At 64.4% G+C, this 22,172-nt stretch carries 17 protein-coding genes and 1 tRNA gene; 15 read left to right on the forward strand and 3 right to left on the reverse strand.

The features are described from left to right. The first annotated feature begins 3 nt into the window (after positions 1–3). Positions 4–810: a 6-phosphogluconolactonase gene (locus BLW09_RS00290; protein WP_089907082.1), complete on the forward strand. Its 807-nt coding sequence runs from the start codon at positions 4–6 to the stop codon at positions 808–810. Positions 811–825: 15 nt separating this feature from the next. Continuing rightward, on the forward strand, positions 826–3,189 hold the full coding sequence (locus BLW09_RS00295) for a beta-glucosidase family protein (RefSeq protein WP_089907085.1): 2,364 nt from the start codon (positions 826–828) through the stop codon (positions 3,187–3,189). Between the two features lie 18 nt (positions 3,190–3,207). Here the strand turns inward: BLW09_RS00295 and BLW09_RS00300 are convergent, their stop codons facing one another. Continuing rightward, entirely contained in the window at positions 3,208–3,987 is a 780-nt protein-coding gene (locus tag BLW09_RS00300) for an alpha/beta fold hydrolase (protein WP_089907086.1), read from the reverse strand. Positions 3,988–4,038: 51 nt separating this feature from the next. On the opposite strand from BLW09_RS00300, the gene BLW09_RS00305 reads away from it, so the two are divergent. The 10 genes from BLW09_RS00305 to BLW09_RS18790 all read left to right on the forward strand — a co-directional run bounded on the left by BLW09_RS00305 (position 4,039) and on the right by BLW09_RS18790 (position 18,074). After that, positions 4,039–4,452: a MarR family winged helix-turn-helix transcriptional regulator gene (locus BLW09_RS00305; RefSeq protein ID WP_089907088.1), complete on the forward strand. Its 414-nt coding sequence runs from the start codon at positions 4,039–4,041 to the stop codon at positions 4,450–4,452. Positions 4,453–4,587: 135 nt separating this feature from the next. Further along, positions 4,588–4,911 carry a hypothetical protein gene (locus tag BLW09_RS00310; RefSeq protein ID WP_089907090.1) on the forward strand — a complete coding sequence of 108 codons (324 nt, stop codon included), beginning with the start codon at positions 4,588–4,590 and terminating at the stop codon, positions 4,909–4,911. Between the two features lie 7 nt (positions 4,912–4,918). Further along, the gene (locus BLW09_RS00315; RefSeq protein WP_089907092.1) at positions 4,919–5,542 is read left to right on the forward strand and encodes a DUF2510 domain-containing protein; all 624 of its coding nucleotides are present in this window, start codon (positions 4,919–4,921) and stop codon (positions 5,540–5,542) included. Positions 5,543–5,611: 69 nt separating this feature from the next. Next, a tRNA-Ser gene (locus BLW09_RS00320) sits at positions 5,612–5,700 on the forward strand. A 673-nt stretch (positions 5,701–6,373) separates the two neighbouring features. Beyond that, positions 6,374–9,451 carry a hypothetical protein gene (locus tag BLW09_RS18780; protein ID WP_157696852.1) on the forward strand — a complete coding sequence of 1,026 codons (3,078 nt, stop codon included), beginning with the start codon at positions 6,374–6,376 and terminating at the stop codon, positions 9,449–9,451. Positions 9,452–9,529: 78 nt separating this feature from the next. Further along, positions 9,530–13,888 carry an RHS repeat protein gene (locus tag BLW09_RS00340; RefSeq protein WP_089907099.1) on the forward strand — a complete coding sequence of 1,453 codons (4,359 nt, stop codon included), beginning with the start codon at positions 9,530–9,532 and terminating at the stop codon, positions 13,886–13,888. 17 nt (positions 13,889–13,905) lie between these two features. Continuing rightward, positions 13,906–16,314 (forward strand): toxin C-terminal domain-containing protein, encoded by a 2,409-nt coding sequence (locus BLW09_RS00345; RefSeq protein WP_089907101.1) that lies wholly within the window; start codon positions 13,906–13,908, stop codon positions 16,312–16,314. Between the two features lie 4 nt (positions 16,315–16,318). After that, the gene (locus BLW09_RS18785) at positions 16,319–16,615 is read left to right on the forward strand and encodes a hypothetical protein (protein ID WP_157696853.1); all 297 of its coding nucleotides are present in this window, start codon (positions 16,319–16,321) and stop codon (positions 16,613–16,615) included. Between the two features lie 321 nt (positions 16,616–16,936). Then, on the forward strand, positions 16,937–17,494 hold the full coding sequence (locus BLW09_RS00350) for a hypothetical protein (protein WP_157696854.1): 558 nt from the start codon (positions 16,937–16,939) through the stop codon (positions 17,492–17,494). Between the two features lie 73 nt (positions 17,495–17,567). Beyond that, positions 17,568–18,074: a hypothetical protein gene (locus BLW09_RS18790; protein WP_157696855.1), complete on the forward strand. Its 507-nt coding sequence runs from the start codon at positions 17,568–17,570 to the stop codon at positions 18,072–18,074. Positions 18,075–18,355: 281 nt separating this feature from the next. Here BLW09_RS18790 and BLW09_RS18795 read toward each other — a convergent pair whose 3' ends face one another. Continuing rightward, a complete protein-coding gene (locus tag BLW09_RS18795) occupies positions 18,356–18,973 on the reverse strand; it encodes a hypothetical protein (RefSeq protein WP_157696856.1) in 618 nt (205 codons plus the stop codon). A gap of 291 nt (positions 18,974–19,264) precedes the next feature. Here BLW09_RS18795 and BLW09_RS00365 point away from each other — a divergent pair, with 291 nt between their 5' ends. Beyond that, the gene (locus BLW09_RS00365; protein WP_089907109.1) at positions 19,265–19,564 is read left to right on the forward strand and encodes a hypothetical protein; all 300 of its coding nucleotides are present in this window, start codon (positions 19,265–19,267) and stop codon (positions 19,562–19,564) included. 18 nt (positions 19,565–19,582) lie between these two features. Beyond that, complete coding sequence (locus tag BLW09_RS18800; protein WP_157696857.1) at positions 19,583–19,927, forward strand: helix-turn-helix transcriptional regulator; 345 nt, start codon at positions 19,583–19,585, stop codon at positions 19,925–19,927. 51 nt (positions 19,928–19,978) lie between these two features. On the opposite strand, the gene BLW09_RS18805 is transcribed toward BLW09_RS18800, so the two are convergent. Then, entirely contained in the window at positions 19,979–20,137 is a 159-nt protein-coding gene (locus BLW09_RS18805) for a hypothetical protein (RefSeq protein ID WP_157696858.1), read from the reverse strand. A gap of 411 nt (positions 20,138–20,548) precedes the next feature. Between BLW09_RS18805 and BLW09_RS00370 the strand changes: the two genes are divergently transcribed. Beyond that, entirely contained in the window at positions 20,549–22,156 is a 1,608-nt protein-coding gene (locus tag BLW09_RS00370) for an FUSC family protein (RefSeq protein WP_157696859.1), read from the forward strand. Positions 22,157–22,172: the final 16 nt, after the last annotated feature.

The raw sequence follows: 22,172 nt of genomic DNA on the forward strand, positions 1-22,172 counted from the left end.
CCCATGTTCATCGCGCCCGAAATCCTCGACTCCCCCGACGACGTCGGACGTGCGGCCGCGACCCAGATCGCCGATGCGATCGAGACCGCCTCCGCGGAGGGGCGCCGGTTCGTGCTGGGCTGCCCGAGCGGACGCAGCCCGCTCACCACGTACCAGCAGCTCGCCCTCCTGGTGATCGAGCGCGACCTCGACCTCAGCGGCGTCGTCATCGTCCTCATGGACGAGTACGTGGATAAGACCGCGGGCGGCTTCCGCGCCGTGGACGAGTCGCTTCCGCACAGCTGCGTCGGTTTCGGACGCCGCGACATCGTGGAGCGGTTGAACGCCGTCGCCCGGCCCGGGCGCCGGATCCCCGACGGGAACCTCTGGTCGCCGGATCCCCAGGCGGCGGACGGCGATTACGACCGCGCCATCGAGGAGGTCGGGGGGATCGACGTCTTCCTGCTCGCGTCGGGCGCGTCCGACGGGCATGTCGCGCTGAACCCGGTCGGCTCCGGCGCCGACACCGTCACCCGGGTGGTCGCGCTGGGCGACGACACGCGGCGCGACAACCTCGGGACGTTCCCGACGCTGAAGAGCCTGGATGAAGCTCCGCGCTACGGGGTGACCGTCGGCATCCGCACCATCCGCGAGCTCTCCCGGGCCGTCATCATGGTCGTCACCGGGGAGCACAAGCAGTCGACGGTCCAGCGGCTCGCCGCGGCCGAGGCGTACGAACCGAGCTGGCCGGCGACCATCGTCACCCAGTGCGCATCCCCCCGGTTCCTCGTGGACCGGAGCGCAGCGGGCCTCCTGCAGACCGCCCTCTGAGATAAGGAACCATCGATGCACGTGCCGCCGTTCGACGTCGAGGAGACCCTCGCAGCGCTCACCCTCGAGGAGAAGGCGTCCCTGCTCTCCGGAGTGGACGACTGGTTCACCCAGGCGATCGACCGCCCGGGACTCCCCGCACCCGTCCCCGCCATCGAGGTGGGGGACGGCCCGCACGGGCTCCGCAAGGAGACCGGCGTCGACATGGTCTGGGTGCCGGCCACCGGCTTCCCGACCGCTTCGGCGCTGGGAGCGTCATGGGACAGGGAGCTCGTCCGCCGGGTCGGGGCCGCCATCGGCGCCGAGGCGCGGGCCGAAGGCGTGCAGGTCGTCCTCGGGCCAGGGGTGAACATGAAGAGATCGCCCCTGTGCGGACGCAACTTCGAGTACTTCTCCGAAGATCCCCGGCACTCCGGCGAACTGGGCGCCGCCTACGTCGACGGCGTCCAGTCGACCGGTGTCGGGACGTCGCTGAAGCACTTCGCGGCGAACAACCAGGAGATCGAGCGGACGCGGATCTCCGTCGTCGCCGACGAGCGCACGCTGCGCGAGACGTACCTGTCCGCATTCGAGCGCGTCGTGCGCACGGCCGACCCGTGGACGGTGATGTGCTCGTACAACCGGCTGCTCGGCGTGCACGCGTCGCAGAACCGCTGGCTGCTGACCGACGTCCTCCGCCAGGACTGGGGCTATCGCGGCGCTGTGGTCTCGGACTGGAACGCGGTCCACGACCGCGTGGCCGCCGTGCGGGCAGGGCTGGATCTGGAGATGCCGGGCACCGGCGGCCGGACCGACGCGGAGATCGTGGCGGCCGTGCGCGCGGGAGAGCTGGAGGAGTCCGTGGTGGATGACGCGGCACGCCGGGTGCTGACGCTCGTCGCGCGGGCGTACCCCGGGGCCGACCGCGTCAACGGCCCGGTGATGGATCTCGGCCACACCGCTGGCGACCGGCTGACCGCCGAGCAGCTCGCTCTGCTGCGCGCCGACGAGCATCACGCACTCGCCCGGGAGGCCGCCGCCGCGTGCATCACGCTGCTGCGCAACGAGCCGGGCACGGACGCGACGGCGCCGGTCCTTCCCCTGCCGGAAGCGAGTGACGCCGGGATCGCGGTGATCGGCGCCTTCGCCGAGCACGCGCGCATCCAGGGCGGCGGGTCGTCCGGCGTCGACCCGACCCGCGTCGATCTCCCGCTCGAGGCCATCCGCGCCATCGCGGGGGAGCGTGTCGCGTTCGCTCCGGGATACGTCTATGCGACGAAGAACGCATATCAGGACGACAACCTCGCGATCCTCGCCGCTCATGGCATCCCGCATGACGAGGAGAAGCCGCGGGTCGCCCGGCGCTCGGCGACCCTGGCGAAGGAGCTGCAGCTCGCGGAGGCTGTACAGCATGCCGGCCGGGGTCCGCTCTCGGCCGAGGCGCTCCGGCTCATCGATGAAGCCGTGGCCGTGGCCGAGCAGGCCGAGTCGATCGTCGTCTTCGCCGGCCTGCCTCTCTCGTACGAGCAGGAGGCGAACGACCGGGACAGTCTCGACCTCCCGGCCGACCAGGTCGCCCTGATCTCGCGGCTGGCCGACGTCCGGGAACGGACGGGCGCGTTGCTGACCGTGGTGCTCTCCAACGGATCGCCCGTCTCGATGGACCCCTGGCACGATCGGGTCGACGCGATCGTGGAGGCCTGGCTGAGCGGACAGGGCACCGGCCACGCCATCGCCGATGTGCTCTTCGGCCGGACCACCCCCTCCGGCAAGGTCGCGGAGACCTTCCCGCTCGCCGTCGAGGACACCCCCGGCTTCCCGAACTGGATCGGCGAGCGCGGCACCGTGCTCTACGGCGAGGGCGTCTTCATCGGCTACCGCTGGTACGACGCGCTTAACCGGCGCGTGCGCTACCCCTTTGGGCACGGGCTCTCATACACGACCTTCTCGTACCGCGATCTTCGGGTGGATGTGGTGGATCCGGAGACCGGATCGGTGAACGTGACGGTGACGATCGGCAACGACGGCGACCGGGCCGGGGACGAGGTCGTCCAGCTCTACGTCGGCGACCCGGACGCGGAGGTGCACCGGCCGGTCCGCGAACTGCGCGGTTTTGAGAAGGTGCACCTCAAGCCGGGCGAGTCCCGGACGGTCGGCTTCTCGCTGGAGGGGCGTGATTTCGCGTACTGGGACTCCGCTGCGGTCCGTCCCGACGGACGCACCGGCCTCTGGCGGCTCGAGGGCGGGGAGTTCCGCATCGATGTCGGGGCGTCGTCGCAGGACATCCGGCTGACGGCCTCCATCGACCTCCCGGACGACCCGTCCATCCCGCCGCTGGTCCCGGACGCCGAGCTCATCGACATCGCCGCATCCCGGTTCGTCCAGGGTCACGCCGGGTGAGCCCTCGGGAGTGCGGGCTCAGCGGGATGCGGCCAGGAACGGGTCGATGACCGCCCAGGTCGCGCCCGGGTTCTCCAGGTGCGGAAGGTTCCCGGCGGCCGGGACCTCGGCGAACTCCGCCCCCGGGATCGCATCGGCGACCGCACGCCCGTAGGCCGGCGTCGCGATGCGGTCGCTCTCGCCGAACGCGACGAGGGCCGGGATGCGGATGGCGCCGAGCCGCGAGAGCAGGCCGGGGTCGCTCATCGATCGGCCCGCCATCGTCGCCATGGTCTGCCCGTTGGACTGCTGGATGGCGCGCTGCTCGGCGGTGAGGGCGGCGGGGTCGATGTACCCGCGCTCCGGGTCGTGCCACGCGGCCTCGGCGAGGCCGCGTGGGTCAAGGGCGAAGAAGTCCGCGATCGGCTCGCCGTCGACGACGACGCCGACCCCGTCGATGTCGACGACAGCGCGGATGACGCCCGCATAGCTCTCGTCCCCGGCGGCGCGCACCGCCATCTCGAGCGCGATCCACCCGCCGATGGACGAGCCGACCAGCGTCACATCGCGCATCCGGTCGGCGAGCAGCCGGTCGAGGTATGCGGCGGCGAGGTCTCCGACGGAGCGGATGTCATCGGGGAGGGCCGTGCCGTTCCAGCCCGGGTGGGTGGGGGCGAGGACGCGGTGGGTCTCGGCGAGGTGGGAGACGAGCGGGGCGACGGTCTGCGGGCCGCCTCCGCCGTGCAGCACGAGGGCGACGGGTGCGGCCGGGTCTCCGGCGCGGAGGAATTCCACGTCGGCGGGAAGCGAGGGGGGCATGGCTGGTCCTAACTCAACATGTTTATATACGAATGTTGATAAGTTAGCACCGTGACGACGAATCTGGAAGCCCTGGGTCTGGCGATCAAGCGTGCGCAGTACCGCGACCACCGCACCATGGATGCCGCCCTGCAGGAGGTCGGCGTGTCCCTGGTGCAGTGGGATGCGCTCCGGGCGATCGACCGGATGCCCAACGCCTCCGGCCACGACCTGGCCGTCACGACGTTCCAGAGCGATCAGGCGTTCGGGACGCTCGCGAACCGCCTGGCCGGCCGCGGGCTGATCGTCCGCACGGCGGGGCAGGGCCGGCGCATCGAGCACGCACTGACCGACGAGGGCCGCCGGGTGCTCGCGGCCGGGCACGCCGTCGCCGATCGCGTCCTCGACCGGCTCTTCGATCCGCTGGCCGAGGATGAGCGGGCGACCCTGCTGCGCATCCTGCAGCGGCTGGTCGGCGACGCGTAGCGCGCGGTCCGTCGCCGCGGGCACGCCTCACCGCTGCGGCCCGGCGGGTGACGATAGGATCGCGCCAGTGCGACCGCCCGGAGCGTGCCGACCCGGCGCGCCCCTCCGGGTCCGCATCCGGCCGAGAGGATCCGCATGACCGACACCCCCGTCGCTTCGTTCGAGCTGCTTGCAGCCCAGCTGCTGGAGGACCCCGATCTCGACGTGTCGGTGACCGCCACCGGGCTCCACGTGCACGGCCGCCTGTTCGCCTACCTCGACGGCACGGACCTCGTCGTGGACCTCCCCACCGATCGCGCCGACGACCTGATCGGCCGCGAGGTCGCCTCCGCCGTGCCCGCGGGCCGGAGCGAAGCCAAGGGCGCCTGGGTGCGGATCGCGGACGCCGAGGACTGGCCGGAGCTCGCCGGCGAGTCGCACCAGTTCGTTGGCGAGCCCGCCGTCGGCCACGACTCCTGAGGCCGCGATGACCGACCAGACCACGCCCGCGGCCGGCTGGTACCCGGACCCGAACGGGTCCGGCGCGCTGCGCTGGTGGGACGGCTCCCGCTGGGGCGACCAGCTCGCAGCGGCGCCCACCGCGTACGCACCCGCGCGACGCCGCCCCCTGGCGCCGGGCACCCCGCTCTACACCGTGTGGATCTGGCTGGTCGCCGTCCTCCCGGTCGCCAGCGGCCTCCTGCTGTTCCTCCTGCACCCGCAGCCGATGTTCCGCTTCTCGGCCGACGGTTCGAGCGCCGTGCTCACGGACCCGTTCGCCCTCGTGGGCGGCCCGATCTATTTCGTGGTCCTCGGCCTGAGCTGGGTGCTCGCGGCGGCGATGATCGTCTTCTCGTGGCTCGACTACCGCGAGTTGCTGCGTCGCGGCATGGAGCGGCCCTTCCACTGGGCGTGGTCGTTCCTCGGCATCGTCTACCCGATCGGCCGCAGCGTCGTCGTGCGCGGTGTCGCCGGCGGCCGGGGGCTGGCGCCGCTCTGGGTCGCGATCGCGGCGTACGTCGTCTCGCTCGTGCTGTCGGTGGTCTGGTCGATCATCCTGATCAGTGAGATCCTCGGCACCGTCGCCCAGAACCTCCCGGCCGGCGCCTGAGCGGACGTGTCCGGCCGCCCCGGCAACGTCCGTTATGATGACTGTCGTGCGTCCGTTCGCGGGCGCGCTGGAGACGTCGCATAGTCAGGCCTAGTGCACCACCCTGCTAAGGTGGAGTCCCCGTAAGGGGACCGAGGGTTCAAATCCCTCCGTCTCCGCCGATGGGCTCCCCCATAAATCGAGCAAATCTGTCCTAAAATCGACTTTTCGGGTCTGACCAGGGATTTCCTCGACTTGAGTCCAGCTTCGTCCCCATCTTCATACTGGTGTTCCTTGATGCTCGATTTGCAGGCTCAGGAGATAGTCCACTAACTGCCGACCCCTGGCGTGCCTTTTCGCGGCTCAGCTCGCTGCAGCGAGATACCAGGCTGGGCGTTTGGCTTCGGAGTGGCACGAGGACTTCCCAAAGACATTCGATCGAATGTCGCTCACTTCTAGCAGTGAGAGAGTCTCGCTGCTGTCGATCTTGCTTGTAAGCGAGGGCATAGCCGCGACGGAAGAGCGCGTCTGAACGCTCGCCGGCACCACCCGAACTGGGGGCAGACCAATGGTTCGTCTGAGAAGTCTCTCATCCCAACCAGCTTTCTGAGCCGATAGCTTCAGATCGACTCCAGGGGGAGCCGAAACTGAAAATTGGGGGGAACGGTGCGGTCTTTGACCACGCATGGCTTCAGTCGAAAACTCTCAGGCGCGATCGCTCTGCTTCTCGTCACAGGCTCCTTGAGCTTGGTCGCCAGCCCCTCAAACGCTGCGCCAGCTGGCCCAGCGGATTCGGGAACAGCCGGCGATGCTATTTCGGCTTCCGCAATCGCGTCAAAGTACGGTCATTCAGTGGTCATCGACGGCGCCACAACGCCGACCAGCGAGACTTCCGCGCTTCCCGACGGCACGATGCGCTACGTGTCCAACACGCTTCCGGTTCGCGTACGGCGGGGGACCACTTGGGTTGCCGTCGATGAGTCCCTGAACGCGCAAGATGGTGTGCTGGTGCCCAAGGCAAGCGCATCTCCCGTTCGGTTCTCCGCCGGAGGCAACGGGCCACTAGCTTCTGTTCAGCTCGCGGACGGCTCATGGGTGTCAGAGACTTGGCCTCTGGGTGCACTGCCGGCGCCGAGAGTGGACAACGCGAACGCGACCTATCCGGACGTACTTCCAGGCGTCGACCTCCGCCTGACCGCAACACCAGCTGGCATGTCACAGGTCCTAGTGGTTAAAACGCAAGCCGCCGCAACAAACTCGGCACTTGCGAACCTATCCCTTTCGATCTCAGGCGCACAGGTGTCTATGGATGCGAACCGGTCTCTGATAGCTCAAACCGCGAAAGGGGCGACGGCGATGTCTTCCTCGCCGGTCTGGTGGGACTCCTCGACCAGCGGCAGCGACGCCGGCGGCCCGGCCGGCGACGGTGGTCTCCGCCCGGTTAATCACACCAGCGCTGAATCAAGTGTGTCGCTCGACGTCGCCTCAATCGCAGCGACTCCGAACGTGAAGTATCCGATCTTCGTCGACCCGGACTGGTCGGTTGGCGCGCAAGCGTACTGGTTCACCGACCAGGCATACCCGACACAGTCCTACCTCAACGGCCAGTATGCCGACGGTTACCAGAGTGTTGGAGCTGGAAGCCCCAATTATCTCTCCCGTGCGTTCTGGGAGTTCGGCACCTCGCCGCTGAACGGAAAGCAGATCCTCGGCGCGACTTTCAACGCCACCGAGAAGTGGTCGAATACCTGTTCGGCGAGGAACATCTCGGCGTACCGATACGGAAATGCAAATCCGGGGTTCACTTGGAACACCGACCCCAACCAGTGGGGCACGCTTCAGGATACGAAGGCTTTGCCTCCGGCCGGGGTGTGCGCCGGCTCGACCGCCGTTGGCTTCGCGGTGACAGATGCCCTTGCATGGGCGGCGAGCACCGGCAGCGGCAAGGTACAGATCGGGCTGCGGGCACAGAGTGAAACCGACCAGCTCACACGCCGTCACTTCGACCTCGCGGCGTCGATCACCGTCAACTACAACACCATTCCTGCAACGCCGTCCGGGCAGAAGTACACCAGCCCGCCACGAGTGTGCTCTACGGATAAGAACAACCCCACGCCGCTCGATCTCACGCAGCCGATCACACTCGCGGCGAACGTGAGCGACTCGGACGGGCAAAACCTCACCACAACGTTCTCGCTCCTTGGGGTGACCAACACGTCCTTCAGCAAGACCCAGACTGCAAGCGGCTCAGGAACCGTCAGCACGACCATCGCCGCCAATACGCTGGTCACTGGGAACGACTACCGGTGGCACGCCCAGTCGAGTGACGGGATAGCGTCCGGAGGCGTGTCCGGGGACTGCTACTTGCGCGCGACGAACGCCAGCCCCGCCGTCCCCATCATCACGAAGACGTCAACCGGCACACCCGTCGTGGGTAGCTTAATGACCGTCAAGTTCACAGGCGCCGCAAGCGACGGAGACGTCCTGTTCGCATACTGGTGGACGCCCGGGGCGCCGCCAGCCCCGACCCAGTCACCGGCGCTGACACCGGTCCAGGTCAACCAGCCGTTGCCCTCATGCTCGACCACCTCCGGGCCCGTTACGTACGTGTGCCCTGCTGCTGGGAGCCTCAGCACGATCGACATTCCAGTCGCTCCGGTGGACACCTCTTCGACGCTGTGGGTCGCCAGCTACAACTCAGCCGGACGGCCGTCACAAACCGCTCCTGCGACGTTCTCGGTCGGCGGGCTGTCCGTCGGTGCAAGCCCGGATAACACCAACGTGAGTGTGATCAACGGTCACATCTGGGACTCGTCCTCGCTAGCGACGACCGCAACTTCAGTCCCGGACCTGAATACGACCTCCGGATCCGTGGGCACCAACACTCGCCAGCTTCTCGGGGCACCGCTCTCCCTTGTCTCTGGAGCGTTCCGAGGCATCCCGACCACATTCCTCGCGGCCTCGAGCACCTCTCAGGCGGCAGCATCCGAACGCACCGCCATCGACACCAAGACCAGCTTCACGGCATCGGCCTACGTATACCTGTCCGGCTCCGCAGTGCAGGGTGTGCCACACGTTGCCATGTCGGAGAACACCTCCTCCGCGGCCGCGTTCACGCTCGGCACTGACGCAAGCGGCAATCCGCAATTCTGCCGGACGGTCTTGGTCACTCAGGCAACCGCTTGCGCTACCAGCAGCACCGGCATTTCTCCGAACAAGTGGGTGCTGGTCACAGGCGTATGGGACTCGATCGGCCAAAACCTGCGAATCATGACCGACAAGCAGATCATTCCGACCGGTGTCACCCCCCAGGCCGAACCCGCCAATGACACAAGCGCAGCGGGGTGGCTCTGCGTCGGGGGCAGCTGCAGCTACCCACCGACCGGAACGCTGACGACCAGCAAACAGTGGGAGGGAATGATCTACAGGCCGTCGGTCTTCCCCGGTGTCGTTTCGGGCGCCCAGCTCAACAACCTATGGAAGGCAATGGCGCCCACAGATGCGCCGCCGGCAGACACGTCGATCGGTCAGGTCGTCAATCTTCGTTGCGACCAGGTCGCAACTCCCCAGCAAATGTATGACTACAGCCCGACGCTGTCGGGCCTGACCGGGTGGACACCGACTGCTGGAACACTCGCGGCAAAAGCTCTCACCTGGAACGGTGTCAGCTGCCGGTGGATGCGTGAGTCCGGCGGCGTCAACATGGACATCTCGGTTGCAAAAATCGTCGACCGAGGGACGATGACGCAGTTGCAGAACGATGCCGCGCTAGGCACCCCGGTCTCTGGGCTCGGGGATGCCGCGTATTACAACAACGGCACCCTGCAGATGTTCAACGGACAGTACTGGGTGATCATGACCTACCCGTGGACTGAATCCGGCGATGAGTTCGCGCCTCTTTCGCAGGAGGTTCTGAGCAACCTTCCGTGATGAACAGGGCGGCGCTCCACGGGCTGGAGCGCCGTCCTGCTCCCGCAAGCTCATTCGAGATCCCGGGGAAGACAACCAATGAGACTCACCGCTGTTCGTCGCTCTGCGACCATCGCCAGCACACTCGTGCTCGCACTGACAGTCACATCGCTCGCGGGTGCGCCGGCTGATGCGGCTGCACGACCTCACGTAGACCGCGGTCCAGCGGTCCAGGGCCGCTCCGCCAGCCCGATCGATCGTGCATCCGAACCAGCATCCTCAAAGTCGGCGGCCGTCGTCGCCGGGGCCATCCCGGTTGCTGGCAAGTACACGGTAGCGATCCCCACGCAGAGGGCCGCCACAACAAAGTTGACGCAGCTGGACGGAAAGCGATTCGCGAGCGTAGCAGGCGAATGGCAGGAGCTGGGAGGCACCGGGATCCAAGTAGCGGCAGCGCAAACGGCCGATGCCCCGGTTAGCGCACAGACAAAAGGCACTTTGAGTCATCCCGTCGAGAACGTGTATGCGGAAGTTCTCGACCAGAGAGAGGCCCATCAGCACGGTTTGCAGGGACTGGTTCTCAAGATGGCACGCGCGGACCAGACGAAGGGAAGCGCACCGATTGCCGTTCGTATCCCGGACACGACCCTCAATTCGATCTATGGCGCAGACTACGCGTCACGAATTGAGTGGCGTCAGGTGGATGCCAGCGCCAAGAGCGCCAAAGCTGCCAAGCCCGTTCCCGTCGCCCGCGACGGGAACGGAGCTGTTGTGCTTACCCCAACAATTTCGCAATCGGCGATCATACTTACCGCAGCGGCGACCCCTATCTCGGCCACCGGCACAGGAGCGTTCACCGCGTCGTCGCTGAAGCCATCGTCCGCCTGGGACGTCTCAGCGCAAACCGGTGACTTTTCATGGTCGTACCCCCTCCAGGTGCCGCCCACCCCCGCCGGACCCGCCCCCCAGGTGGCGTTCTCCTACGACTCTCAATCGGTGGACGGAGAGACCGGATCCACGAACAACCAGACCTCACCAATCGGGGAGGGGTGGAGCCTCGCCGGAGCCGGCTTCATCGAACGCACCTACGTCTCCTGCGCGACCGACAACGGGGCGTCGGGTCCCGTGACTTCCTCCGGTGATCTCTGCTGGAAGACTGACAACGCTACGATCTCGTTCGCCGGTCACTCCGGGCAGCTGATCAGGGATACGGCAAGCGGGGCCTGGAGGCTCCAGTCGGATGATGGCACCCGGTTCGAACACCTGGTCGGGACAGCTGCAGGCTGCGCGAGCAACGGCACATACGACACCGACTGTTGGCGGATGACCACTACCAACGGCACTCGCTACTTCTTCGGGCTAAACCAGCTACCTGGGTTTGCAGGCGGCAAACCGACGACGAACTCCACCTGGACCGTCCCTGTGTACGGCAACGACGTCGGTGAGCCATGTCACGGCGCCACGTTCGCCGCTTCCTCGTGCACTCAGGCGTGGCGGTGGAACCTCGACTACGTCGTCGACACACACGGCAACGCAGAAGCCTTCTACTACGACGCGCAAACCAACAGCTACGCCACCAACGGGTCGGCCGCCACCAGCTATGTCCGCGGTGGCGAGCTCGACCACATCGACTACGGATTCACCAACGGCAACGCCTACGCATCCAACGCCGCCAGCGGCCGCGTCGTCTTCGGCTACGACTCTTACGGACGATGCTCGGATAGCACCCACGCAAACTGCACCACCGAACCGATCAGCGGCAATGCGACCGCGCCGGCACACCCCACCTACTACCCGGACGTTCCCTTCGACCAAAACTGCCCCTCAGGCAGCTGCAGCGGACTCCTCTCACCCACCTTCTGGTCCACTGCAATGCTCACAACAGTCAGCACCAAAGCGCTGGTGGCCGGCGCATACGCCAACGTTGACGTCTGGACGCTCAGCCACTCGTTCCCAGATCCCGGCGACACCACGAGCGCCGCCCTCTGGCTAACCAAGATCGACCACACGGGCTACTCCGGAAGCTCCAGCCTGTCCGAGCCCTCGACCGTTTTCTCCGGCGTCACCATGCAGAACAGAGTCTGGGTCGTCGACGGCCTCGCGCCGTTGGACAAGTACCGCATCTCCAAGATCCAGACATCCCTGGGCGCAGTCATCAGCGTCTTCTACTCCCCACAACAGTGCACCCCAGCAGGCGCCGCCGGAATCGAAGCGGCCCCCGAATCGAACACGAATCGGTGCTTCCCTCAGTGGTGGTCGCCGAAAGTGACACCGCCACAGCCAGCTCAGAAGGACCTGTTTCACAAGTACGTAGTCACACAGGTCGTCTCCGACCCGAAGACCGGTGGGGGCAACGACGCTGCCCAGGAAACCGACTACGTCTACACAGGCACGCCCGCATGGCGATACGACACGTCGCCGCTGGTCCCCGACGACAAGAAGAGCTGGTCCGTTTTCGCCGGCTACAACACGGTCGAAGTCCGCGTCGGCGACCCGAACGCGCCCACCAGCCAGAAGACCACCGACTACACCTTCTTCCAAGGCATGGACGGGGATCGCGCTTCCGCCTCCGGCGGCGCCAAATCCGTCAGCGTCACCGGGACACCAGGAATGGCAGACTCGCTCTGGTACGCAGGCCGCACCCGCGAAGCGAAGACGCTGAACGGAGTCGGCGGTGCAATCGTCTCTGACGTCGTAACCACCCCCTGGTCGTCGCCGATCACCGCGAACAACGGCGTCAATACTGCACGCTTCACCGGCGACGCTGAGGTGCTGCAAACCGAACCCGTTTCGACCGGCGGTAACCGAACTGTGCGAACGAGCACGACATACGACTCGAGCATGGGCCTGCCTACGCAGGTGAACATCGTGCCGTCTGACGCTGCAGCGACCTGCACGACGACCACTTATGCGGCTCCGAACACGTCTGCGGGGATCATCGGAAGTATCGCCGAGGTATCGAAGATCGGCGTCGCCTGTGCGAACGTGAGTGCTGCGCATTACCCAGCAGACGCAATCACCGACACACGCACCAGCTACGACGGGCTGGCAGTCGGCGCAGCTCCCACCAAGGGTGATGCCACAAAGGTCGAAATCGTCGACGGTTATCCAGGAGGTACCGCTGCATCCGCGCACTGGGTAACGCAGACCGCCACAGCGTACGACAGCTTGGGCCGAGAAACCTCCGTCACCGACATCCTGCAGCACACCACAACCACCGCTTACACGCCAGCCGCAAGTGCTGCGGCCGGCAGCGGAGGAACCACACAGGTCGTCACGACAGCTCCCGCACCGTTCAGCTGGAGCACCACCGTCACCTACGACCCAGCCCGCGGCACTGAACTCACCACCACCGATCAAAACAACAAGCTCACCACAGCCACATATGATCCGCTCGGCAGGCGAAGCGCCGTCTGGCTGCCGTCACAGCCCAAGGCGAGCAACCCCAACTACCCGTCTATCGCATACGCCTATCTGCTGTCGCAGACCGCGGCGTCCGCGGTGACCACCAAGACGATCACCGCAGGTGGTGTCATCAGCACGTACGTTCTCTACGATGGTCTCGGCCAGCAGATCCAAACGCAAGGTCCCGCCGAAGGCGGCGGCACCGTCGTCACGGACACCGCGTACGACGCTCACGGACGTGTCGCATTCACAGACGGCGCCTACTGGACCCCGTCCGTCAACCCGTCGACCACCTTGTTCGTTCCCACCGCATTGGCGCAAATCTCATCCCAGACGGTGACCACCTACGACGCAGTAGACCGACCCGTGAAGACAACCCTGAACTCGATCGGTTCTGAGCGATTCCACACCACCATCGCCTACCCCGGAGCGGACCGCGTCGACACCACTCCGCCGACCGGGGGTACACCGACCAGCACCTTCACGAACAGCCAAGGCCAGCAGACAAGACTGGTTCAATACCTAGCGGCCACTCCGTCATCGTCAGCCACTACAGAGACCACGAGATACGCGTACAACGCGCAGGGCAAGATGACCTCAATGACAGACCCGGCTCTGAACAACTGGTCATGGTCGTTTGACGTGCTCGGTCACCAAATCGCCGCCAACGACCCTGACAGTGGAACTACCACTAGCAGCTACGACGGAGCCGGAAACCTGCTGTCGACCACCGACGCGCGCAACAGCACAGTCAGCTACACCTACGACAATCTGAACCGAAAACCGCCGAATACGCGGGGCCGGCCGGGACAGGAGCGCTCCTTGCCGCCTGGACCTATGACACTGTTGCCAAGGGCAAGCAGACTAGCGCGAGCGCCTACGTGGGGTCGACACCTGGGACCCCGGGATTGGCGTACGCAAACACCATCACCGGGTACGACAACCTATACGACGTCACAGACAGCACCACGTCCATTCCCGCAGGCGCCCCGGCATTCGGCGGCACTAGTTACAGCATCAACAGCAGCTACGACGTCGACGGGTCAACCCTGACCCGCACCCTCCCCGCAATGGGCGGAATTCCAGCCGAGACGTTCTATTACTCCTACGACAGCAACAACAACTTCACTGGAGCTGACGGTCTCGACACCTACGGAATCGCCGGATACACCGCAATCAACCAACTCTCCGAGATCAACCGGCCGGGGAGCACGACGCTTTACACAGACTTCGGCTACGACCCAGCAACAACGGCGCTTATTGGAGTCAAGGACACGACCCAAACGGGCAGTACCTTCACGACTCAAGCCAACCGTCAGTACACCCGGAACAACGCAGGGGATGTGACCGGCATCGCCACCACCGGAGCGGCGGGCACCGACACACAGTGCTTCGGCTACGACTACCTCCACGACCTCACGCAAGCGTGGACGCCCGCCAACAACGACTGCTCCGCCGCGCCGTCGGCCGGCAACATTGGTGGCGCCGCACCGTACTGGACGTCGTACGCGATCGACCCCGCGACCGGCAACCGCACACAGGTCACCCACAACCCGACCAACCCGGCGGCATCGGCGACCACCGACACATATGCGTACCCGGCGGCCGGCAGCTCACATCCGCACGCGGTGCAGACGATCACCCGCTCTGCCGGGACTGGGACGACCGACACCTATGGGTACGACGCCAGCGGGAACACGACAACCCGGCCTGGGCAGACGCTCACATTCGACGCGAACGGGAAACTCTCCACAGTATCCGCCGGAGGAGCCACTCAGACCAGCGTCTATGACGCCTCCGGGGCTCTCCTGCTGCAGACCGACCCAACTAACGGAACGACGTTGTACATCGGCGACACCGAGCTGCGCGTCGCCCCTGGATCGTCAACCGCCTCCGCCGTTCGTACCTATGCAATCGGGGGCACACCGGTTGCTGAACGGACCACGAAGGCCGGTGTCGCCGGCTCGGTGCTCCTATGGATCTCAGGCGACGCCAACCATACGCAAGACCTTGAAGTCAACTCAAACAATGGGGCGATTACGCGTCGCTACGCGGACCCGTACGGGAATAGCCGAGGCGCGGCGGCGACCTGGAGCAGCAACCACGGATACCTGGATGCGACGGAAAGCCCCTTCTCCAATCTCACCCAGCTTGGCGCGCGAGGCTACGATTCGGCGACCGGTCGCTTTGTGTCCCTGGACGGCATCCTTGCGCCGAACAACCCGGGTCAAAGTAACGGGTACGCATACAGTGCAAACAACCCCGTGACAACTAATGATCCAACAGGAGATTGCTACCAGACGAACTCCGATTCGCTAAATTTCCACACGAATTGCGTGGGTTCCCGCGGGAGCGCGGCTGGAAACGGACCTAGCTATGTGAAGCACCAGGGGTCACCATCCTCGGGCAACTCCAGCGCCGACTATGGCACCTATCATTCGGCCACTAAATGGACGGGATCGACGAAGCTCCTCCCACCGCCTGTACCGGACTCCCAAGTGTTGGGATGCGGCCCGGGAGGATGCATCACGGCCGGCCAATATCGGAGCGGATCGCCTGACAACCTGCGTGACCAAGAGGCGGCGGCCTATACCGCAATCGCAGCGACTGTCTTCGCCGAAGGAGCTCTTGAGTTCTGCGCCGAGCACCTCGAGCTGCCTGCGTGTCAAGGAGGGGAGGAATCTCTAACCAACGCCGACGAATCGCTCATGGAGCAGATCGCTGAAGACGAAGCGATAGCCGAGGAAGACGAAGCGGAAGGGCTCGAGAGTTCCTACTCGGGCGCGGTTTGTGGAGGCCAGTCGTTCTCTGCTGACACCAAAGTTCTCATGTCGGACGGCTCACAACGATCAATTGACAACCTAGAAGCGGGCGACCAGGTACTTGCTCTCGACACGACAAGCGGGTCGCGCGTCTCTGAGCGCGTCGGAGCAGTGCTGGTTCGTAACGAAGGCGGCCTAGTTGATCTCATGGTGTCCAGTACCGGCGGCGACGCGGTCATTCACACCACAGCGAAACATCCGGTCTGGGTACCTAGCGAGCATAAATGGATCGATGCAGGGCTGCTTCAAGTCGGCGAGAGCGTGCAGGCTGCGGACGGCTCCCAGGTCACTGTCTCCCGTGTGCTACGGGTTGCCGGTGTGAAACCCATGTGGGACCTTACGGTTAGTACTACCCATGACTTCTACGTCGGGGCGGGCGAATCCAGCGTCCTTGTCCACAACTGTCCGGCAGCGGATGGCGTCGAGAGACTCACATCGCCGCAACAGAAGGCGTTGGCGAAACTTAACGGGTGGCAGCAGACAAATCGAACATCCAATGGTCAACCCATATTCAAAGTGGGAAAGAACTATGTCTCGTACGACGTTGATGGTCATAACGGAGGCGTATGGAAGATGGCTAGGACTCCTGAAGCGCTCGCCAGCAAGTCGACCAGAATGGGAACTTACGACAGCAATCTCAATCGAATTGGAGACTGACTTGGTGGACTACTGGGCGATCGATGTGCCAAACCTCAGCGACCGCGACGCAAGGAAACTAGTGAAGTACGCTTCGTCCCTGGGCTATGACGGTGACGTATTGTCCCCAAGTATCTGGCTCACGTGGGCTCTCGATCGCGGCTCAGTGGCGATGCTCCGTTCAGCGGCAAAGGCCGGACTGGCAAGCGAGTCTGGAAGATGGTCGAAGGTTGAGATTGCTGGTGTCGAGTCCATGATCTCGGAAATGGACGACTGGCTGTCGGCAACCGGTGAAGATACAGGCCCCGAGATAACCCCCTAATCCGGCGGAATGTGAGCCCACGGGGGCGCTATAAGCCGCACCTCAGCGGAAGCTAGACCGCCAGTGCCTATGGACACTTCGGCGGACGACGATTCTGACTTCACTGCCGGGCTTCATCGAGGGACGCCTCGCCTCTGCCAACGACGACTCGCAGCGGCGCCAGCAGATGATTGGCATGTGGATTGCCCATCTTAAAAGGAAACGAGCAGGTTCGAGAACATCATCGAGAGGATCTATGGCTGAGCGGGGCATGTGGTCTGAGCTGCGCGCGCGGGAGTTGTCCGGCTCTCTCGGTCCGGATGATGGCGCACCGTGATAAGGGTGGACCATTCAGCGCTGGAAGTGGCGCTCGCTGAAGTGCGTGCAGGCGCAACCCCGAGTGAGACCCTTCGTTGCGATGAGGACTACATCTGGTGCGTGCCGCCGGAGCAGAAGTATCAAACGGAGCGTCCAGCGGGACCCTTCACGCTCGGCCAGCTCAGCGAGTCGGCTCAATGGATCACCAGCGCATTGCATAGCGATGGCATCTTGACGAATCATTTAGTCTGGATTGCCGATCTGCTTCGCGGAATCGCGAATGGGGTCGTGCATGAAGGAGGCCGGTTTTCGCTCGCGCTGACTCGCGAAGAGCTCATTGAGGCAGCGTTGGAGGCCATGAGATTTGGTTCCGAGTCGACCAACGTGATCGAAATGGCTTCGACTACATCCTGGGCGTTCTCGCGCTTCGATGTCTATGCCGCCGAAGCGACACGCTCTGACCTCCTGTGTCTCGACCTAGCCAAGGGCCTGCTCGTCGTGGAGGGCAAGCGTGGCGGAGCATCCAAGTTGTTCTGGCTGGCGGAGTTGTTCGAAGCGATCGGGCATCTCAGTCTGCCATGAAGGTCGTGAATTGGGATGACAGGCAGCCTCCCAGATGCGAAAAGGGCCTAGCCCAGAATGCAACGACCGGCTGGTGATAAAGAGATTGGGGAACCCTGTAGAGACCGACCTTCAAGGACTCTCGTACGAACACCAACCAATCGGTGGATCGTGGGAGGTCGAACTGTCCAACGGACTCGTCTTCCACGTCGAGTCGGATTTCGTCGGCAACGGCGCGGACCCGGTGGACTTCGGCAGTTTGGTCTCGGCTGGCGGAACGGGGCTAACTCTCACTGTCGTGGAGATCGATCAAAGGTTCTATCGAGGATCCTTCACGTCGGATGTTGCTTTGAATCCGCCGTCGGCTCACCCTGGGCCGCGGTACTTTGCCCAATCAGAACTGCCACGCTGGAATGTCCTCTTATCCGAAGAAGTCACCCTCACAATCGCAGCCAACTCTGTGCTGGTCGAAGCGGGATTCGTGTACTTCGTCATTTCTCTGAAGGGGGAGGGCGACCATTGGAGCGAAAAGATCGCCCGCCTTCCTGTTGTACAAGTGAAAGCAATTGACTCTCATGATCTGCAGCAAGGGCGCCTCTGATGCAAATCGACTAGGCGATGCTCGGGAGTTGCGTCAGGTAGTCTGAATCGAGGTAGCTGGATGAGCCACCCGGCTCTGCAGCCGCCTCGGCCAGCTACTTCAGCGGGAAAGCATCGCTTCGACCGAATGGGAACTGGCGACAACGACTTTCATCGAGTTCGAGTGTCTTGGCGGGATTACTGGGGGATTGGTGTGCGGAACCTCAGTGCACCCGACGCAAGGAAACCACTGAAGTACGCCTCCTCGCTCGGCTATGACGGTGACGTAGAAGGGACACGGCTCTAGTCGAACGGCTCGTCCTTGGCGAGTTGCCGGATCGAGATCACCCAAGTCGTCGAACGGCGGGTGAACAGCATTTCCGGGCCTCCGAGTGATTCGATGTCAAAAATCGCCGGCTTCCCAAGCTCGAGCTGAATGATTCGTAGCAGTCGCACCCACCCGCGGTTGTGATCCCGCAGCTTCGTTGGAAACATTACCTCCGGGTTCTCTGGCTGTACTTTCCCGCGAACCCTCAGAAGCATCTCCCGGTCGAGGTCCAGGTAGTACTTGCTCGCTTCCGTGACGACTTCCCATCGTCCCCGTTTCCGTGCGGTGTCGCTCGACTCAGGTTCTGTCAGGACCGCGAACACGGGCACCGGCCGGATCTCGTCGTTGCCGTCAGCGTCTTCAAGCCGGGGCGGCGCGTCCGAGGTTCCTTCCTCCGGCTTTGGCGCGACCGGTGCACTTTCGCCCTCAGCGTCGGGGTCGCATTGATCCATCGCGTTCAGGCGTTCCCCTGTCTTGGCCGCAGCCGTTTTCCTCCATTCGTCGAGTGTCTCGTTGCCCCAGTCGCTCATCCAGCCGACCCCGTACCGGCCGCAGACGTTGACGATGATGGCGCAGATGTCCGCCTTCGTCATTTCGCAATACATGAATGCTCGCACCCCGGAACTGTGGAAGCGGTACGGCTCAGGAGTCCTACCTTTCTTCGACGAGGTCCACAAGCTCGACGTGCTCCACGAGGAATACCTCCTGAGGCGCAGCGCCAACAGTGAACCGGCACCGGCTAGTACCGAAGCCTGAGGTCTGCGGGATCACCTCCGGTGCTGCTGTGACAGCCATCTAGGAATATTCCACGGACATTGACGGCACCGAGCTCGTTGGTTATACATATAACCGAAGCGGGGGCGCGTATAGACGGACGATGAGAAATGTCGGAGGAGTGGGACCCCGACGACCTCACCGCCGTTCGGTTGCTCCTCAATATCCACTACGCCATCGCACACGACATCCACTACGCCATCGCACACGACAGCTGGGAGGACGTCGCCCGAAAAACAGGGATAGAGCTCGACCGGCTTGAGCAGATAGTCGGCATCGCCGTTCGACCTGACGGATACGAGATCGCCCTCATCCAGCACGCCTACGGTCTCGACATCTGGCCTACCGAAGCACCGGACAGAGGGAACACCACCGAAACAGGCGACCTGCGCGGTGACGGCGGACCGTAGGGCCGATACGCTCATCTCATGCCACGACCGCCGCGCCCGAACCCCAACGCGGGAGCGGAAGACACGTGGCCCGACCAGCAGCTCGACGACCCGGTGCACGAAACTGCTCGGCAGTTCGTCCTCAAGGTCCGCGACGCGATGGCGAGTTCCAGCATCCGGTCCACGGCAACGCTCGCCGGGATCGACCACAACACGCTTCGTCACGTTCTCGCCGGAGAGTCCTGGCCGGACCTTATCGTCATCAGCCGGTTGGAGCGGGCGCTCGGAACCCGGCTATGGCCTGAAACCGTCGAACGGTCCAGCCGTCGAAAGCCGCCAGCGCGGCAGCGCCCCGAACCTAGCGCCGGCGGCGCCCGCGCTTAACGCAAAAAGGCCGCCTCATGATCGAGAGCGGCCTTCCTGGACGGAGAGGTCTTACTCGCTGATGTGAGCGAACAGGAACCGCCGGTCCTTGTCGAGCGTTCGGGCGATTTCGATGGCGACGTCCTGTCTGGCCTCATCGATGTCCGCCGGCTCCCTCGCCTCACTGTGCACACTGTCAAGTGTTGCGTCGAGTTGGGAGATGAGCTCCACGATCGTCGACTTCCTGCCGGCTCCAGCGCACCTAACGGCGACGCCCCACCGGCCGATAATCGAAACGGAGCTAACAACGGGACCGGGGGGAAAATGTCCGAAACCACAGACCAAGCAACCTCAGCAGACAACCCCACGCCCTTTCTGATCCGAGGCTACTTATTCCTCTGCCCCGTCTGCCTGAAAACGGACGCTGAACGCATCCGACTCGGGCCCGGCACCCCCAAAGAAGACGGAACCCCGCAAGACCTATACCAGTGCGCGGACGAAGACTGCCGCAAGGAGTTCGAAGACGACGCCTGGGTGAAAGTCCCCGCCAGCCAAGCAACCATCGGCGACGACTTCAAACACTGACACCGGACGCACCCCCACCACGTCCAGTTCGAACAGGCACGGCAGCGCAAGCGCCCTATGAAGACACCACCACGTACACAGCTCGTCATCCGCTTCGCACCCGGAACGAACACGCTCCAAGCTGTCACCGACCTGCGAGCAGCAGGATGGGACGCCTGGGAACGTGACATTGGCGCAGAAAACGGCAACGCTAAACAGGAACCGCAGCTGAATCGGCGCCTGAACGGCACCGGCGAACGGAAGAACAGGCGGAGGAAACGCGAAGCCGAGCGGTACGGGCTTGGTGTTCGCGGGGCCGGGAGCGAAACCGGTGGGCAGGGCGCGGGACGCGACAAGCAGCATAGGGAACCAGCGGTCAGTCAAAAACCCGGCGGGCCCGTCATCGAAGCGAGGACTAGCCGGCTTCGTGGCGATCCGGTAGAGGTCGCAGACGCTTTCGCAGCGCAGGCGCGGGCCATCCTGTCCGACTTTGCCGTCACGTCGATCGAGGCGCAGGCGGCGGCCGGCACGCCGTCGACGTTGCAAGCGTGGCAGGTTCACCCGCAACCTGACGTGCCGGTCGACGAATCGAGGATCGTCCGAGAGCTGGCGAGCGGGCGGCTGTACTTCGGTGAGCGAAGCGGCGCCGAAACGTGGGCGCGGCAGATACTCCGTGAAGCTGAGGTCAGCGACGCAAGCTGGCAGGTGAAGCCCTACGAGTCGTGGTCGCAGCAGATACGCACCCGCAAAATCGCCGTTCCGGTCGCTACCGTGCTCGGATTCGCCGCGCTCGGCATCCTCGTCGGGTACTTTCTCGCGGGCGAGAGTCGCGACCTGCGAATGCTGTTCGTCCCGGCCATCGCCTGGATGGTTGCCGGAACGGCACTCCTCATCATCGCTTCGGTCATTAAGATTCGGTCGAAAGCGCAGCGTCCAAACCGTATCGCCGTCGCAGTACTGTACGTCGGTGTTGCGGCAGTTATGTGCGGAACAACCCTCTCGGCGGTAGCCGTGGGCTCAGTGTGGGCGTCCCCTGCCGCAGTCGGAGGAGTCCTCATCGCTCTTCTCATCCAATCCCTCATCGGCACACCTGTGGTCGAACGGATCCGGATGGGCACGTTCAGGATTCCGGCGACAGTGATCCTGACCGCCATCGGAGTCACCCTCTTCGTTGTTGTGCTGAACCTTCCGATCGCCCTGTTCTACAACGCAGCCGGCTCGCTCCAACTGGTGGGCACCGCTTCATGGGGAGTGGTGATAGGCACCGGCTTCCTGTTCACCGCAGCCGTCGTCCTAGCGTGTCTGTGTGCATGGGTGGCGCTCCGTCGGTGGCGTAACTTCGCCACCCTATTCCGGCCGCGCCTGCTTTTCGGCCTGGTAGCAACGGGCATGTTCGTGTTCATCGCCGCTGCACTTCTCGGCAACAACATCGGTGACGGGCTGGAAGCGCGCCAGGGCAAGTACGGGTCTCAGTGGGGGCGCGAGTACATGATGCCGGTGTGCATACACGACCCGCGAACGGACGCTGAGAAGACGCCGCTCTGGCTCGTCGGCACAGACGGTGAAACGACGGTGCTCCTCGACCGTTCACGGATGACCGGTGCGAAGAAGCCGGCCACCAAGTACCCTCACTATCTCGATGCGAACCGCGAGCTCACGTACGTAGAGGTCAACGAAGGCTGCTAGCTCGGGACTGCCCTAT

Origin of the sequence: Leifsonia sp. 21MFCrub1.1, from assembly GCF_900107895.1 — a bacterium.
In the GTDB taxonomy this organism is placed as follows: Bacteria; Actinomycetota; Actinomycetes; order Actinomycetales; family Microbacteriaceae; genus Leifsonia; species Leifsonia soli.

What these genes read in the sequence shown, in the direction of transcription:
- BLW09_RS00290 (WP_089907082.1), top strand. Translation starts at nt 4, where the DNA reads ATGTTCATCGCGCCCGAAATCCTCGACTCCCCCGACGACGTCGGACGT.
- BLW09_RS00295 (WP_089907085.1), top strand. Translation starts at nt 826, where the DNA reads ATGCACGTGCCGCCGTTCGACGTCGAGGAGACCCTCGCAGCGCTCACC.
- BLW09_RS00300 (WP_089907086.1), bottom strand. Translation starts at nt 3,987, where the DNA reads ATGCCCCCCTCGCTTCCCGCCGACGTGGAATTCCTCCGCGCCGGAGAC.
- BLW09_RS00310 (WP_089907090.1), top strand. Translation starts at nt 4,588, where the DNA reads ATGACCGACACCCCCGTCGCTTCGTTCGAGCTGCTTGCAGCCCAGCTG.
- BLW09_RS00315 (WP_089907092.1), top strand. Translation starts at nt 4,919, where the DNA reads ATGACCGACCAGACCACGCCCGCGGCCGGCTGGTACCCGGACCCGAAC.
- BLW09_RS00340 (WP_089907099.1), top strand. Translation starts at nt 9,530, where the DNA reads ATGAGACTCACCGCTGTTCGTCGCTCTGCGACCATCGCCAGCACACTC.
- BLW09_RS00345 (WP_089907101.1), top strand. Translation starts at nt 13,906, where the DNA reads ATGGGCGGAATTCCAGCCGAGACGTTCTATTACTCCTACGACAGCAAC.
- BLW09_RS18795 (WP_157696856.1), bottom strand. Translation starts at nt 18,973, where the DNA reads ATGACGAAGGCGGACATCTGCGCCATCATCGTCAACGTCTGCGGCCGG.
- BLW09_RS00365 (WP_089907109.1), top strand. Translation starts at nt 19,265, where the DNA reads ATGTCGGAGGAGTGGGACCCCGACGACCTCACCGCCGTTCGGTTGCTC.
- BLW09_RS18800 (WP_157696857.1), top strand. Translation starts at nt 19,583, where the DNA reads ATGCCACGACCGCCGCGCCCGAACCCCAACGCGGGAGCGGAAGACACG.
- BLW09_RS00370 (WP_157696859.1), top strand. Translation starts at nt 20,549, where the DNA reads ATGAAGACACCACCACGTACACAGCTCGTCATCCGCTTCGCACCCGGA.